At 41.1% G+C, this 15,137-nt stretch carries 15 protein-coding genes and 1 pseudogene; 6 read left to right on the top strand and 10 right to left on the bottom strand.

Annotated features, from left to right (window positions below; translation table 11 throughout):
* Positions 1-336: 336 nt before the first annotated feature.
* The gene (locus ACFSUF_RS19420) at positions 337-1,671 is read left to right on the top strand and encodes an ABC transporter substrate-binding protein (RefSeq protein ID WP_377605605.1); all 1,335 of its coding nucleotides are present in this window, start codon (positions 337-339) and stop codon (positions 1,669-1,671) included.
* Between the two features lie 328 nt (positions 1,672-1,999).
* Entirely contained in the window at positions 2,000-2,407 is a 408-nt protein-coding gene (locus ACFSUF_RS19425; RefSeq protein ID WP_377605607.1) for a hypothetical protein, read from the top strand.
* Between the two features lie 145 nt (positions 2,408-2,552).
* Here the strand turns inward: ACFSUF_RS19425 and ACFSUF_RS19430 are convergent, their stop codons facing one another.
* Positions 2,553-3,776 carry an IS110 family transposase gene (locus ACFSUF_RS19430; RefSeq protein ID WP_377605609.1) on the bottom strand — a complete coding sequence of 408 codons (1,224 nt, stop codon included), beginning with the start codon at positions 3,774-3,776 and terminating at the stop codon, positions 2,553-2,555.
* A 392-nt stretch (positions 3,777-4,168) separates the two neighbouring features.
* Here ACFSUF_RS19430 and ACFSUF_RS19435 point away from each other — a divergent pair, with 392 nt between their 5' ends.
* Positions 4,169-4,594, top strand: coding sequence for a DMP19 family protein (locus ACFSUF_RS19435; protein WP_377605612.1), 426 nt, complete (start codon positions 4,169-4,171; stop codon positions 4,592-4,594).
* A 413-nt stretch (positions 4,595-5,007) separates the two neighbouring features.
* Here the strand turns inward: ACFSUF_RS19435 and ACFSUF_RS19440 are convergent, their stop codons facing one another.
* Positions 5,008-6,285, bottom strand: coding sequence for an IS110 family transposase (locus ACFSUF_RS19440; protein WP_377605614.1), 1,278 nt, complete (start codon positions 6,283-6,285; stop codon positions 5,008-5,010).
* Positions 6,286-6,759: 474 nt separating this feature from the next.
* Positions 6,760-6,867 (bottom strand): annotated as a pseudogene (locus ACFSUF_RS19445) (YolD-like family protein); the annotation flags it as partial.
* Between the two features lie 443 nt (positions 6,868-7,310).
* Between ACFSUF_RS19445 and ACFSUF_RS19450 the strand changes: the two are divergent.
* A complete protein-coding gene (locus ACFSUF_RS19450) occupies positions 7,311-7,973 on the top strand; it encodes a hypothetical protein (protein ID WP_377605616.1) in 663 nt (220 codons plus the stop codon).
* Positions 7,954-8,613 (top strand): hypothetical protein, encoded by a 660-nt coding sequence (locus ACFSUF_RS19455; protein ID WP_377605617.1) that lies wholly within the window; start codon positions 7,954-7,956, stop codon positions 8,611-8,613. The genes ACFSUF_RS19450 and ACFSUF_RS19455 overlap by 20 nt, the downstream gene beginning before the upstream one ends.
* Before the next feature lie 350 nt (positions 8,614-8,963).
* On the opposite strand, the gene ACFSUF_RS19460 is transcribed toward ACFSUF_RS19455, so the two are convergent.
* From ACFSUF_RS19460 to ACFSUF_RS19485, 6 genes are all read right to left on the bottom strand, one after another.
* Complete coding sequence (locus tag ACFSUF_RS19460; RefSeq protein WP_377605619.1) at positions 8,964-9,335, bottom strand: hypothetical protein; 372 nt, start codon at positions 9,333-9,335, stop codon at positions 8,964-8,966.
* Positions 9,336-9,416: 81 nt separating this feature from the next.
* Entirely contained in the window at positions 9,417-9,740 is a 324-nt protein-coding gene (locus tag ACFSUF_RS19465) for a hypothetical protein (protein ID WP_377605621.1), read from the bottom strand.
* 293 nt (positions 9,741-10,033) lie between these two features.
* The gene (locus tag ACFSUF_RS19470) at positions 10,034-10,438 is read right to left on the bottom strand and encodes a DUF6527 family protein (RefSeq protein WP_377605624.1); all 405 of its coding nucleotides are present in this window, start codon (positions 10,436-10,438) and stop codon (positions 10,034-10,036) included.
* Positions 10,428-11,621: a ThiF family adenylyltransferase gene (locus ACFSUF_RS19475; protein WP_377605626.1), complete on the bottom strand. Its 1,194-nt coding sequence runs from the start codon at positions 11,619-11,621 to the stop codon at positions 10,428-10,430. The genes ACFSUF_RS19470 and ACFSUF_RS19475 overlap by 11 nt, the downstream gene beginning before the upstream one ends.
* A complete protein-coding gene (locus tag ACFSUF_RS19480) occupies positions 11,596-11,847 on the bottom strand; it encodes a multiubiquitin domain-containing protein (protein WP_377605628.1) in 252 nt (83 codons plus the stop codon). The genes ACFSUF_RS19475 and ACFSUF_RS19480 overlap by 26 nt, the downstream gene beginning before the upstream one ends.
* 906 nt (positions 11,848-12,753) lie before the next feature.
* Positions 12,754-12,900 (bottom strand): hypothetical protein, encoded by a 147-nt coding sequence (locus ACFSUF_RS19485; RefSeq protein WP_377605998.1) that lies wholly within the window; start codon positions 12,898-12,900, stop codon positions 12,754-12,756.
* A 331-nt stretch (positions 12,901-13,231) separates the two neighbouring features.
* Between ACFSUF_RS19485 and ACFSUF_RS19490 the strand changes: the two genes are divergently transcribed.
* The gene (locus tag ACFSUF_RS19490; RefSeq protein ID WP_377605630.1) at positions 13,232-14,215 is read left to right on the top strand and encodes a tyrosine-type recombinase/integrase; all 984 of its coding nucleotides are present in this window, start codon (positions 13,232-13,234) and stop codon (positions 14,213-14,215) included.
* 199 nt (positions 14,216-14,414) lie between these two features.
* Here ACFSUF_RS19490 and ACFSUF_RS19495 read toward each other — a convergent pair whose 3' ends face one another.
* Entirely contained in the window at positions 14,415-14,867 is a 453-nt protein-coding gene (locus ACFSUF_RS19495; protein ID WP_377605632.1) for a hypothetical protein, read from the bottom strand.
* Positions 14,868-15,137: the final 270 nt, after the last annotated feature.

Here is a 15,137-nt window from a genome sequence, read left to right on the forward strand (position 1 = left end):
CAGTATGAGCAGGCGATTAAGGATGCGGTTCCCCTTCGGGCAAACCACTACTGTGGCTCGTATGAAAGCCCTAATCATGGAATACGCTGGAAAACGATGATCAAATACACAATGGAACTCCCCCTGCTGAAGATACCTCGGGTTCTGAAAGATACACATACTTTCATCGGTATTCCGACAGCCTACGCCATGCCGCGCTCTGATTTTCGGAAACGGTTCGCGGGGGTAATCCTCTATTTTTCAAAAATGGTATTTTGTACCTATGTAAATGTTCCCCTTTTTCTACTTAAATAGAAGAGATGTGGAAAAAAGTAGAGAGTAGGGGAACGGGTGAGAGTGAGTAAACGAAGTTGGTATGATTTGATGTGGGTTGTTTTTGTGATATTGCTTTTGACGGCCTGCAATGAAAAAAAAGAACCAATGCTGGATCAGCCGGTAGAGCTTAAGGTTATGCATTGGAATGAGGATAGCTTTTACAGTGAATATGGAGATATGATTTCGGCGAAGTATCCGAATTTGACGTTTAAAGTTCTTCCAGTGCAAGGGATATTCGGGGACAAGCTGGCGGAGTTTGTAGAGAAAGAGAAGCCGGACTTGATTATGCTGAATACAGCGAGAGAAATAGGTTTGTTGAAAGAAAAAGGACAATTGGCGGAGCTGGACCCTTACATCAGTAAAGATAAATTCGATTTGGATACGATCAACCCGAGAATATTGGATATGCTGCGGGAAGAAGGTGAGGGCAAGCTTTATACGCTGTCTCCTACATTCCAAGGCGAAGGTCTGTATTATAATAAGGATTTGTTCGATAAACATGGTGTTCCCTACCCAACTGACCAGATGACCTGGGAGGAAGTGTTGGAGCTGGCGGCTCGGATCCCGAAAGGGACTAAAGAGAATCCTTTATACGGGTTGGATATGAATAATACACAGCCGTCATTTTTTTTCACGATGAATTTGGGTCAGACGGAAGGGTTGCAGTTCATCGATCTTGATGAGAGGAAAATCACCTTGGATACGGAGGGCTGGCGTCATATTTGGGAGCTTGGAATTAAGTCTCTTAAAGAAGGCATCCTTGCTCCGGCATTTTCGCCTTCGAACAAGGTTCAGGCTTATGATGCTCCATCGGCAAATAAGTTTATCAACGGACAAGCTGCTATGACGTTGCAGGGTTCTTATTTCATCAGCGAGTTGAAGAGGGCAGCATCGAACGCGAAGAATCCTCAAAAGGTGAATTGGGGCCTCGTTACGGAGCCTGTTTCCAGCAAGGACCGGAACTCAGGAAGAGGGATATACATTTACGGCATGTACGGAGTGAATTCCGCTTCACCGTATAAGGAAGCAGCATGGGAAGTAATTAAATATATCAACGGCGATGAGTGGACGAGAATCCGTTCGCGCAACGAAAGTCAATTGATGTCGAGAACGGCCTATAACAAAGAGGTAGACGGACGTTCATTGGAGCCATTTTGGAAGCTGAAATACAGCAAAGGTCTGATCGATTTTACAAAATATCCTCCAAACTTCAATATTGATGAGTTGGCGGGAGTTGAGATTCAACAGATATTGGATGGGAACAAAACAGTGGAACAGGCGTTGAATGACCTTCAAGTATCTGCGCAAAGAGCGTTGGATTCGGCGGATAAGCTGGCGGCGGAAAATAAGAAGTAAAAAGCAAAAACTCACCTGGCTAGTCAGGCCGGGTGAGTTTTTCTTACTTCATTTGAATGCATAAGTTTTCGGAGGTTTATCTCAATTCTGAAGCTTAACGGTAGTCTGTCCCACGACCAGCAATCCGTTCACATAACTGTAATAGTGTTGGCGAGAAACCATCAAATTTTATATGATAATATCTGATCATAAATTTACGCTAATTGATACGAGGTCGCCACAAATATGTAGGCAGCCTCGTTAAGCTTAAGGACAGTTAGCGTGTGAAATCTCGTAAATATAAGTGTGAAAATTATATTTATAAATTCTCTTTAAGAAAGGAACTTTGATGAGGATTAAACGAACTTTACGTTTAAAAAATGCAGAAGTTTGGAAACTTGATTTGCCATTTTTCTGCTTTTTAATCATATTGGATTTACGCAGACCATCTGAACCGGGAGATTACCCCTACTTACCACCTGAAGATATAGATGGTAGAGATAACTACATCAAAGTGTTTACAATTTCTGAGATGGAGTTAGAGGGAAGTTGCCTTAAGCTGGATACAGTTGTGGATCTAGTCGAGGATCTAATTCATCAAGTTGATCAAGGTTTCTGCGATTGGAATATGAGCAAGGAGACAAGGATAGTTTGTAAACAAGAAGATGTAACCGCAAATCTTAATGATTTATTATTACGATATATTGGGGTTGAGCATCTGCCTGAGGGCAACAGGAAGTATCTATCCCAAGACTAGCGGAACTATATATTCAACTACTATGAAAATTCATAGCGCCGTAATATGGAAAAAAGGCAGCACTAAAGAAGGCGCAGCTCTTTCGTTTTTTAAAAAGGGGAGAGCGCTTGAGTGGCTTTTCAGTAGAGCATTAATTAGATAAGGATCAAGAGATTTTTGGTTCAGTAATGGTTACGGAATATCCTAGCCCTTCAAGTCTTCGTAACGCATGCCGCACGATAGACTGTTGCCTTTGCTTATCAAAATAGTCCTCACCAAGATCAACATACATTTCTTTACGAGTTAGAAGGTAATAAGAGATTCTCAACATAGCATGAGCGACTACAATTCCTGCTCGTTTCCTTCCTTTTCGTGCTGCTGTACGCCTATACAATGCGCCGAGGTAGTTCTTAGATCCTTTTACGGAATGAGCGGCTTCCGTTAAGCCTGATCTCAAATATTTGTTGCCCTTTTTGGTTTTGGATGATTTTCTTTTCCCCGCACTTTCGTTATGTCCTGGCACAAGTCCTGCCCATGAACACATATGAGCTGCGCTTGGGAACTGGCTTTTAATATCTGTACCGATCTCCGCTAAGATTTGTTCGGCCATGCGTGTTGATATACCAGGAATGGAATCCAGCCGTTCGATATCTTCTTGGTATGGACTTACACGTCTTGCGACTTCCTGATCCAGCATATCAATGTGTTCCGTTAGAAAATCGATGTGGTTTAAAATGGTTTTTAACAGGAGTCGCTGGTGGGGGCTTGTGTAACCTTGAAGGGCTAGTTCGAGTTCAGGTTTCTTCCGTTTTAGTGTACGTTGGGCCATGCTGGCAAGTTCTTCAGGATCGTCTATGCCATCGGCAATAGCACGAAGCATATTTTTGGATGAAACCCCCATAATATCTGAAACAACGGAGCCCAGCTTGATATTGGCTCCTTCCAAAACTTTTTGGATTCGATTATGCTGCCTGGCACGTTCTTCGATGATACTCCTGCGATACCGAACAAGTTCTCTTAGCTCCCGTTGATCACGGTCTGGAATGAAACTGGCTTTAATTAACCCGTGACGAAGGAGTTGGCAAATCCATTCCGCATCTTTTACATCGGTTTTTCGTCCAGGTACTGCTTTCATATGCTGAGCGTTAACAACCAAGAACTCAATGTCCTCTGCTTCGATCAAGTTCACAATGGGTTTCCAGTAGACACTCGTACTCTCCATGGCCACATGAGTGCATCCGTGTTGCTTGATCCAATCCACTAGCTTAAGCAGGAAAACAGTTTTCGTCGAAAATGTTTGAATCTCCTTTCCTTCAGGTGTCATGATACATGCCGTAATATTGTCCTTATGGACATCCATACCGCATGCTCGTTCAATAATGACATCCACATTACTCAACCTTTCTACGGCCGCCAAGAATGGAGACTGGTGCAGCAACCAGAATAGGATTAATCTACTATGAGTGCTTCCCAAAGGGAGCAACATTCAGTGGTGCACCGTGGTCGCTGGAGTCAGACTAACGGATGGGCTCTAACGCACCATAGTTCATCGACCTTCCTCTCCCAGCCGTAATTCTAGTATAAAAGACTAAGCAAAAATTTTCATTTTCTGTGGTGCAGCGCTGATGTTGCGCTGCATGGATGGCTAACGGGACAGTTAGTTCATTAAAGGAAGTAAATGAGGCTGCCGTGAATATGTACGATAGCCTTTGTTGAAGTAATGGGCAGGTTAATTCAATGACGTGACGAATTAATTGAGTAACAACACAAGGGGGGGGAGAAATGGATAAAGCGACAGTTTGGCATGAAATTTGGCAGAAAGTCGAAAGTAATGGAAAATCCAGCTTAAACAAATATGAAAGAATATGGTTAAACGTTGATGGATTAATTGGTGCTGTGAGCGGAGGCGGCTTGATTAGTTTCTTTTATAATCATGGTGCTGATAATTATAAGGAAACTATAGAGGACCTAGAAACAATCGGAGCAGAATCTGCAATTACATTAGTAAACAATATTGGTTGTATGTTCCCTGGTGGGTCACCTCCTGTAAATATTGAAGAACGGAATGAGATAATTGATTCATGGGAGCATGATGAACTGAATGAGTTCTTTGAAAACTTGGATGAACAGTTTTATGCAATTATGGATGACTTAGAAAATAAGCTAGAGCCAGTCATTGTAGAAGCGATAAAGCTAGCTGAAAATTAACTCATTTTATGCCAGGATGTTCAACTCCCTCAGAGAATAGGGATTTTCTCACGAATGCTCGCTCATTCGCAGGATTTCAAAATGCATGGTAAATAGGAGTTCCGGTGTTTGGGTTCTGTGTGGCAGGAAGTTCCGTTAGAGCGCATGCGGGAACAGAAGGTGCTGATGTGTTTACAACATCTTCCATGATAAAATTATGCTGCACGCTTCTCTCCACAAGGTCCTTGGGGATTCACTCTCCCAAATCTCGACGGGTCTATGCCCTCACATTCCTTCGTCCTATCTTTCCAAGGTGTGGAGTCCGATTAACGTTAACGGAACGGGTCTATGCCCTAAAGCTGAACAATCTCGGTACTCCGTGCTTTCTTTGTGAGATCCTACGAATGAGCCAATCTACGTGTCAGGGTTACTATTTATGCTGCTAATGGTAGCTGTGCCTTATCCATGGAAAAAGTTTTCCCTTCTCTCGCCATGGCTACAAGCATCCGGGTCAGTTTCCCAATCAGCTTCATCATGGACTGCATTTTCGTCATTCGTTTCACTTCGGTATTATGAGCATGCAAGGCTTGAAACGCTTCATTGAAAGACAACAGGTGAAACACTGTGAAGTAGAGATGCTTACGCAGAAGTGAGTTGCCTCGTTTGGTGAGCTTGATTTGCCCCTTATACTTGCCTGAACTTCGTTCTGCTAAGTTCAATCCTGCCTTCCTTAATAACTGATTTCCGTGAGACAGCTTACGTAAGTCCCCGCCAAATGCCAAAATAGCAGCCGTTGCAGGAACAGAAGCACCCAAAGATCGAACGAGATCTGAACAAGGAATTTCAGGGAGTACCTTTTCAATCATCTCGTCCGCTTCATCAATGATTCCGCGAATTCTTTCATACTCTTCGATGAGGTGCGTTAACTCCCATTTGTCTTCTTCAAGGGCAATAGTGTCTCCCACGCTATGTCTAGCGAGTGATTGAAGTTCCATCGCCTTGTTCTTACCTCGCACCCCGCCAGGTCGGGCCATATATTCACCCCAGATCTGTACTATCTGCTCCGGAGTTAGCTGCAATAGGTCAGAGGGGGCTGGGAACCGGCGCAAAGTCGCCAAGGAACGATCGCTAAAAATATCATCAAATGCTTGTCTGTATTCTGGAAAACGGATATCGAGCCAGCGGTGGATTCTATTTTTAATCCGTCCTGATTTAACAACCCAGTGCTCTCTGTTTGTAACCATGACCCGTATACGGCGGAATGCTTCATCCTTTGGAGCGAAGGGTGTATAGAATCCGCGACTCACCGCATCGGCGATAACCAGAGCATCCTTTGGGTCGTTCTTGGAAGGTGAGTTATCTCTATTTTCCTTATTGCGTTTGGTTGTCATTGGATTGACAAGAGCGACATCAATGCCTTGATCCACCAACCAGTTGGCAATATTGAACCAGTAATGACCGGTGCTCTCCATTCCCACAACGACGTCATTCATGCCGTGCATCTTCTGTAATTTCCGAATACTGTGTACTAAATGCTCGTAGCCGACTAGGTCATTGGAGAATAGAATAGGGCGCTTGGTGAGGACAATACCTCGAAAATTAATGGCTTGTGCAGCATGCTTCTCCTTGGCAATGTCGATGCCTATGACCAGAGTGGTAGTGGAGATTCGTTCTACACGTTGATTTTGAAAATTAATTGAATTAGACTTCATAATATCGCCTCCTAAGGTGAGTTCTGAGGGCTGCAACCCAGTACATACTCATCCTAGCGAGGCGTCCTTTTTTCTGCAAGTTCAATCTACTAACACCTACAGGAATGTTAACGGAGAACGATAGTTGAACAAGGAAATAAATTGGACCACACAAATTAGATATGTCTAATATGTGTGGTCCTTTTAATTTCAATAGTTTCGCTTTCCTAACCTAAATATAACACTGGCTGTACAAATATATGGATGATCGTGATGGTGACGGCATGGTAGGTGAATAAGACTAAAATAAATGAACCAAAAGAAGTTTAATACAACAAGCCGGCAGCAGATCAGAGATCTGCTGCCGGTTTTACTATTAAGCGTTAAATAGTTAACCCTTAGAAGTTATTTTAATTCTAAGGCGGTTTGAAGGGCGGTGAGAAAGCATTCATGTATGTATAGAAGTTCTTGTCGAACCTGATCTACCAATGCTCACACAGTTAGTAACACACTAGATTCTTCATTAAATGCTATGGTAATTGGATTGCCCATCTCATCTAAGACAAACTCATCTCGGGTTGGTCTCTTTGGTGTCTTTGCCATTGAAAAGCAGCCTCCGTCCATTAAATTGTCATACAGCTAATATCAATAAATGTGTTAACTGATAGACATGTGGAGCACGTGAGATGGCGCTTTTTGCATTCTTGGGCGCACCTCGTAAATTTGTATTTCATAATAAAACCATAACGAAAGTCCTGATTCTAAGTAACTAAAAGAAATTTCAGGGCGCTAATTGTATATTTGGGGATAATTTTATTTATAGGTTAAAAAAGGAAATGATAGTAATGATCTATATGTTTTTATAATACCATTATGTAAGATTATAGATAATTAATGATGTAAGAGGGTGATAGAATTCAAACTTAACTCGAGACAGAGATGACACAAAATTGAACTTACCAGTAAAATTCTTAAAGAGAACAGTTGCTCTATACTACAGAAAAGATGATGAGTAACACAACTTAAATACAAGGGAGCGAATAATAGTGGTTAAGAGTTTCAAAAAGATCGCATCTGTATTGGCAGCTGCTACTGTCCTATTGTCCGTAATACCAGCTACTTCATTTGCGCATGAAGTTTTTTACAATCCAGCAACAAGTTCAACAGTCGCAGTAAGATGGCAAAATTTAAGTGTCGATGGCCACATGTCCAAACTAGATGCTAATGGGGATTATCTTAGCTCACCTTACACAGATAATTTCAGTACAGCCGTTAGTAACTGGATGAGCTCTTCCTCTGCGGTTGTAGCCTATGCTGTATCGTTTAGCACATCAAAAGTTGACTTATCTACTCCTACCCAATCTTCTTGGGATAATTCGGGTATACCTTACTACGCTGCAGCCGCAACTATTATGTATGATAAGGCAGGAGCACAGGTAATGACTTATACTCAAGCATATAACTCAACTAAAAAGATGAATTACGCTAATGTCTGGTGTAACCCGAATAAAGATTATGCTGGACCAAGCGAGACCGATCAATCAAAAACTCTAACTCACGAAATGGGTCATGTATTGGGATTAGGTCACCCTGAAGCATATAACCCAATCCCTACCTCTACTACATCTGTAATGCGTCAAGGATCCTTGGGATATTCAACACCACAAAGCCATGAGGCTTCTGATATTCGTGCAATGTATGGCTTCTAAGGCTAAAATGAATAATAAAGCTAAAATTATAATTCCCGCAATTGCTGCTGCCCTTGTTGTAGGTGGACTTTCCTACGCACAGAAAGATGGAATAGGCAAAAGCTCTCAAAGTATTGGAAGTACTGCTGCAACTCAAGTTCAACAGCAAGTAAAACCAGAATTTATGGATTTTTATGATCCTACTTTTGAACAACTTATAGCAGACGCTGACCTGGTTGTTTACGGTCAGGTTAAGAAATTCAATGAAAAAGTAGAAGCTGTAATTGCAGGCCCAGCTGAGGATGCGGTAAAGGCAAAACTCGCAAGCAAAGGGTCTTCAATGAAAATCCACGTGACACCAATGGAAATAGATGTAAAACAAGTAATCAGCGGCAATGCTTCTTCTTCTATCATTATTCGTCGTAGCGAGTTGTCTGAACCATACGAGCCAGAATTAAAGGTTGGCCAAAAAATGGTTTTTGTGTTAAAGAAAATTGAAGGCACTGAAAATGTCTACAAAGTTATGCACCCTACAGGGACATATTTTGATGCAGAAGACAGCAAGATGATCAAACCTTACTTTAATAAATTCAATGATTTGTCATCCATCTCGCTTGAGGACTTTTCTGATAAAGTCAAAAAGGAAAAAGGACAGAATTAATTTTTATTTTGAAACAACACCGGTACCTATTTTCGGATAGGGCCGCCGGTTTATTTAATTCGTTGTCACTACTTTTTTCAAAATTTTACTTCACAAAATACATGTTTCGTGAAGTAAGAAGAAAAAAGACCCCGCATAGCTATTGTTGAAGATAAGTGTGGGGACTTTGTTGTCAATTTACATTGGACCGCGGATTCAATTTCGAGTCCCAGCCTTCAAATAATTTAATTACGTAAAACAACAGTTTGACGAATCGAAAAGCCTCTGACCATGAGCGAATACCGGCAATTTATTCCCAGAATGAAACTGAAAAAATGTTGTATATTATAGGTTTTTAGGTTGACTAGGATCTAACGAGGTGTTGTTATATTATTTTGTTTTAATTCACCTCTTCTGACTTCATATAACAAACAGGAGATTAATAATTGGATTATTAATAACGACAATGTGATGGATGTTTCAAAGTACCACTTAAATTTATCGATGGACCAACGATCTTCACCAATTATAAGATACGCGAGACGATTAGAAATTGCTATTCCTCCATCATTTAACTTTGGAATTAAATTATAAGTATAGTTTTGTGATAAGGAAATTGAAGCTATCAGCGTAAACATAAAGGAAGCCCCTGCGGCAATAGAAAAACTATATTTAAAGTTAAGTTTTATTAAAATTATCAATGTTGTAACTACAACAAGTAGGGCGGATATTATATAAATCATTATTTCTCCTCCTTAAAACTAGAGCCTTCTAATAAACTTTAGATTTATTAGAAGGCTCTGAAAACAATAATTAATTACCCGTTAATATCCTCTAAAGTCCACGATAGTGGGTGCGGAAACTGGATAGCCATCGACGATGGAGGAAGCATGTGTGTACGCAGGTACAAAGTGGTCATTATAAAACGGTGAAAACCGATGCTTATCTTGCTCAATAGGGAGAAAACCTTTGGGATATGAATCCCATTGGCTCTTTAACCATTTTTCTTCTTCTAAAAAATCTAATTTTACTTTTTTAATTAAATCCTCAACTATTACATTTAATTCTTTGAAAAAGTCTTTGTCAATTTGCTTCTCTTTCCCTACGCCTTTTGTAGTAATTTTTATTTCTGGAAAACTAATATCCATGAATAGCACACCTCTCTTGTAAGAAACTGTATTTTAATACGATGTGTTTTATGCTGTCTAGTCTACTACTTCATTTGATTGAACAGAATCAAGAGGAACTAAGCAATTCAAGCTTTGGTAATCCTGATTCACCAAGGCGGCGGTGGCATCCGAAGGTGATTATTCGCAATGGTCCGATTGTCCCAAAGTAATCTAGATATATATAAATATTGATATTAACGATCCTCTCTTTTCCCTTAAACAAAAAAAGGAGCTGCAATGAAGCAACCTCCTTTTCCGTTTCTTGCATGGGTCTATTTTCTGAATAAGCCCGACAACCAATCCCATATTCTTCTTAGTGGTGATCTGCTCGAACGAGAATTAAGATCGTCATAGTACGCCTTTCGACGCGCTTCTTCATTCTTTCGACCAGCCTCGACTTGTTCAGGTGTCCATGAACCTGCCCAGTTAACATTGCCACGTCGTATCCAGTAATGTGACCTACATGCTTGCTGCCAATTACCGATAGAAGGGTCAAGCGAAGGCCCAAGGGGAGTATCTTCAAAAGCCCACTCTGTAGGGCCTAAAGGCGTCCGGATCTTTGAACGACAACCACAAGCGCATAAATGTGCAGCTGTACCGAACTCTTCCGATACGTAGAGAACACCTTCCTCCAAGTCTTTAGGCATATACTGAACACGTTGCAACCTAATCTTCATTAGACGATGCACCAACTATCTTGAGATCTGAAATTTCAAATAAAAAGTGGTGCTGCGGATTTTCTTCTTCTAAATAGAATCCGCGCAATTGCTTAAACCGTATGATAGCCAAACTAGCATTTAATGCGTTTAGTTCGCCGATCTGCACATTGGATCTGTACAAGTTCTCAGGACCATCCGAAAGCTCTGCATACCCTTTGTCACGCATGTTCTGGCCGTCATCAGCCGAGTAGTACGTCGTTCGGAGAAGGCCGTTTAGCGCCCCATTCTTTCGCTTAAGCCCCATTCCCACGTCGATAAATGGTATGTGCATAGAAATCAGAAGATCGAAGATCCCTGCGCGCGAACTACCTTTGTCAACGCACACGAACGCAAAGGTCACACCAGCAAGGTCAGCACTACTTGTGGCATCAATAAACTTGGCCTCTGCAGTAACTCCTGTTCGGAAATTCTCATAACGCGCAGCATAAACTTCGGTTTTATGTTTGCCCAGTTCACCTAATTGAAGCATGCCAGGAGAACGGAACGCATTATGTACGTAGAATCGGTCTAAATCAAAAGTCCGAATCTCTCGCACAGGCGTTTTCGCTAAGAAGTCCAGAACATATCCGCCAGTGCCCCCAAGTCCAATTACTGCGACAATATCATCCTTGAACTTCGCGGATAGGTCAGTAATCTCAGCTTTAGAAGTAAGAGTATCATTTAACTTGAAAACGGAATCGGTTTCCACATGTTCAACAATGCGAAAAGTGTAGGGGTTAACATCGAACAGTTCCATAGCCGGACCGGATAATATTCCGACGTAGCTTTCTATCTTATCAAAGAAATCAGCAAACCTTCCATCGATCCGAGGTTTATTTGAAAATGAGCGTTCAACGACGACATCTTTACTAGCTTCACCTAACTGAAGGGATATGGGGCCACCCGCAAGATTAGGAATCGGCATGCCGTCAAGATTATGCGGTACTGAACCCGCGAAATAAATCTGATGATCGTCTTGGGTAACCCTGTTCTCGTCTATGAAGACCAGCTTTGATACAATCGCACCTGTCTGCAATCGACGTTGATTATCCAAGTAAGGGATGTCGCGCACGACAAGACAATTATTATCGAACGCGACAGCGTACCCCTTCTCGACCAGCAGTCTTAAGTCATCATTATGACTGACCAGTCTCTGAAACACTAAAGATCATCCCTTCTTTGGCCTTAACAGAAGCCCCAGGTGAAAGAACACCTTCCGGTTTGTTCCCATGACCGTTTTTGTATTTAACGGAGTAGGTTATCTCTGGATGCTGGGAGTAATCCGGAACCTCAAGCGAAACTACCTCTACAAAAGTAATATCATCCTTCGGCCATTCGTGACGAGTGCCTTCTACGACTATCGTGATCTTCTTCTTGTGTTCTGCCATTTCAGATAACCCCCTCGATTAGTTCAAGTTTAAACCATAAATCCGTATTTCCTTATTCAACGAGACCTTGATCTTTCGAATGAATGTCTCAGTACCAGTCTAGCACAACAATCAACATACGACAATATATAGGTTGGAAAATGAATTTTTGACACCACATATAGTGTCAAAAGAAATATTATGACGAAATTATGAAGCTGTTGTCGATTGAATAAAGAACTCTTTTAATTATTTTTTATATGAAGATAGTTTATTAAGTTTTCAATTCTAGTTAGGTGTCCCAATTCTCTTTCTGCCGTGTCCTTCGGGAATGGGAGCAAGTTCTTGACTCAAAACGGGAATGGGATCAAGTTCTTGACATCGGCCAATGACAAGAACTTGATCCCATAAAACAAAAAAGCCGCGATTTACGCGACGTTTAATGGGACAATGTTTTTGACTTCCGACAATATAGTGGTATCTTTATCCTTATATTTATAGGTAACCGCCATATCATCTTGATCGACACAATATGTTAATCCACAGTTATCCGCACATGGGATTTCTTCACCTTTGGAATAATACTCCAAGTTTGAGTCTAGATCAGAACCGGTGTAACTGTTCTGCATTTTAGGTTAAAATATTGGATCGTGTTGCATTAATTGCAACTTCCATTATAAATTTTAATGTATTTTCCTTTCCTAGTGATAACATTAACAAATGAAAAAAAGTTAACGTGACCTATATTTACTTTCGTTCCATCCCAAGATATGTCCCTAAAACAGTCGGTGCATGTTGTATTGAAATAGTGATAATCAAGTGACATGTACTCATTGATCAGGTCTTGATGGTTTAACAATTCCAACGTTATCCCAGGGCTGCCGTTACCTCGATTAAGCGCTGATTCTGTAAATCCGGAAGTAGCTATCATGATTCCTTGATTTGCACCATTCCCACAAGTTTTGAGATGAATGATTCTACATCCTGAACATCAATTTTATTTTTATGATCTTTACATTCGATTGCTGTCAGAACCTCTTTATCGTGCCTCTTTTTAATTATAGCTATATCGATTTGTCTTAATCTTTTTGCAAGTAAATCATTTACCTTTTTATTACTTTATACTTAATGATTTTCTCAAAATCTTGATTATAGTAAAATGAGTTTGATTTATATATATTAAATACTAACTCTTCTAAGAATCCCCAATCGTTAGTCACACAAATATCCACCCGTCCTTTCTAATTAACCAGAATCTTCTTTTCTCACAATTGTTATTGTACCATTTCCTAGTTCGTTGTATCACGATACTGTGAAGTATTTAACGGCATTAAATTATGTTGATATAGAACGTACGTTTTCATTAGTTAGAGCACATGGTACAATTATGTTGAGGTGAATTTGCATGTCGGCACACTTATTAGATCATCTGATTGACCCGTTCACCGTCTATTTGGAGGTAAATAGAAACTTTTCAAAAGGAACGGTGGAATCATATAACGGAACCATTGTAAGACTAGCCACGTGGCTCAGAGAAACGCCAAAGATCCTTGAACTGGAGAACGTCACCGCTGAGCACTTGCAGCTTTTCCTGGGCACTCTGCGTCATCCCAAAGCAATCGCAACAAAGAAAGGTACAAAACCTCATCCCAAAGCAGGGCAACTGCTTAACGCGACGACCAGAGCCCGCATCATCTCCGCCATCAAGCAGTTCTTTAAATGGGCGGTAAAACAGCATTACATACGCTATGATGTCTCTCAGTTTCTCGATACTCCGCAACTCGGCGAGCGGATCCCTAAGAGCCTGACCTTTGAAGATGCAGTTAAAATGGAGAAGGCTGCCGGAGAACGTAAACTGGCGGCTCGAGATTATCTTATCACGATCATCTTCCTACTCCGCGGTTTGAGAGTGTCCGAAATGGCAAGCCTTAATGTTAGCGAACTCAATCAATTTAACGGCACAATTGGCTATTTTGGTAAAGGAAACGTCGAGAGAGAACTTCTGCTCACTCCAAAGATCGTTAGAGCTCTCGATGAGTATATGTCTTTACGAAAAGAGTTACTGCAGCGGCGTAACCGGCTAAACGAAGATGCCCTCTTCATATCTGAAAAGCGCGGCGAACGCTTGACCCGCAGAGGAATAGAGCTGATTATCGAAGAGATTGCCGAAAAAGCCGGCGTCAAAGCCGGCGGTGGAATGAAAGTAAGTCCTCATAAACTAAGGCATACGTGCGCGACTATCCTCTACAACGAGGGCGAGGGTGCTGATCTGTTAGCTGTCGCTGAGTTGCTCGGGCATAAGGATCCTAATACCACAAAGATATACACGAAGATAAAATCAGAAAAGCTCCGTAGCATCGTCGCAACGAACCCACTCGAACACACATGATAAAACGACGGCATGCCTCACTTCCCAAGGTCTGCCGTCGTTTTCAATTATACTCAAAACAGTTCTTTTTATTGCACCGGCTTTTTCATTCAAAAATTCTGTATATTAGGATTTCATTGTCTTCAGGACATCGTCAACAGCTGATTGTTACTTGAACTCCAACTGGGCTCTTGGTTGCCCTTCCTCGGCTTGCTCACCTCTAAATAGCAGTCTCTTGTTCAAAAACGGAACGAAGTTCACAGATTTTTTCGTCCAGTTGCTCAAGTAATTCTGATAGTTGGTCAGCGGGGCTCTCGATAAAATATGCATCATTACGTACTGTGCGTTCATCCACAACGAAGTTCAATGTTATAAAATTTCCTGTAACCTCTGATGACGACAACAAAGCATCTTGTAAAAAATATTCATCAATTTCACTGATCAAACAGACCCTCTTACCATAGTACCTCTGAAATCTGTTAGCTACTTCTTGATCAGACATCGTACTGTAATTCCAGTTAATATTACTTCCACGCTCACCTAACAATATGAGATATTTTACATTATCTTTTACCTCAGTCTTTAAGGAATGCCTTTCAAGTGCAAAAAAACTCATTACCCCCATCTTTGGAAGATGCGGATCACTGTCACCAGCGATCAAAGAAATTGTCATTTACTAACACTCCTTCATGGGCCTTTTTTTATTGCTCTCGTCATCACATAGAATTAATATCTAAAATGCGGTTTTCTCATGTGCTCGGACAACTCGAAATGTTCTATTTGTTAGAAGTATTACACATTTCAATTAAAGATAAACCCTCTCCAAACATAGTCTTTTATTAAGAGAAGGTGTACCTCCAAGCCTACTCTTCTCAATAATGAAGATACAGCTTTTTTGCCTGCTTAACACGAGGCACCGTCTTTATCCCAGTCGAGTATATGC

This window comes from Paenibacillus gansuensis, assembly GCF_042684925.1.
Lineage (GTDB): Bacteria > Bacillota > Bacilli > Paenibacillales > DY6 > Paenibacillus_N > Paenibacillus_N gansuensis.

Bases quoted from the DNA above. Each gene is read 5' to 3' on its own strand.
- ACFSUF_RS19425 (WP_377605607.1), top strand. From the start codon at position 2,000: ATGAGGATTAAACGAACTTTACGTTTAAAAAATGCAGAAGTTTGGAAA.
- ACFSUF_RS19435 (WP_377605612.1), top strand. From the start codon at position 4,169: ATGGATAAAGCGACAGTTTGGCATGAAATTTGGCAGAAAGTCGAAAGT.
- ACFSUF_RS19440 (WP_377605614.1), bottom strand. From the start codon at position 6,285: ATGAAGTCTAATTCAATTAATTTTCAAAATCAACGTGTAGAACGAATC.
- ACFSUF_RS19460 (WP_377605619.1), bottom strand. From the start codon at position 9,335: ATGATTTATATAATATCCGCCCTACTTGTTGTAGTTACAACATTGATA.
- ACFSUF_RS19465 (WP_377605621.1), bottom strand. From the start codon at position 9,740: ATGGATATTAGTTTTCCAGAAATAAAAATTACTACAAAAGGCGTAGGG.
- ACFSUF_RS19470 (WP_377605624.1), bottom strand. From the start codon at position 10,438: ATGAAGATTAGGTTGCAACGTGTTCAGTATATGCCTAAAGACTTGGAG.
- ACFSUF_RS19480 (WP_377605628.1), bottom strand. From the start codon at position 11,847: ATGGCAGAACACAAGAAGAAGATCACGATAGTCGTAGAAGGCACTCGT.
- ACFSUF_RS19490 (WP_377605630.1), top strand. From the start codon at position 13,232: ATGTCGGCACACTTATTAGATCATCTGATTGACCCGTTCACCGTCTAT.
- ACFSUF_RS19495 (WP_377605632.1), bottom strand. From the start codon at position 14,867: ATGACAATTTCTTTGATCGCTGGTGACAGTGATCCGCATCTTCCAAAG.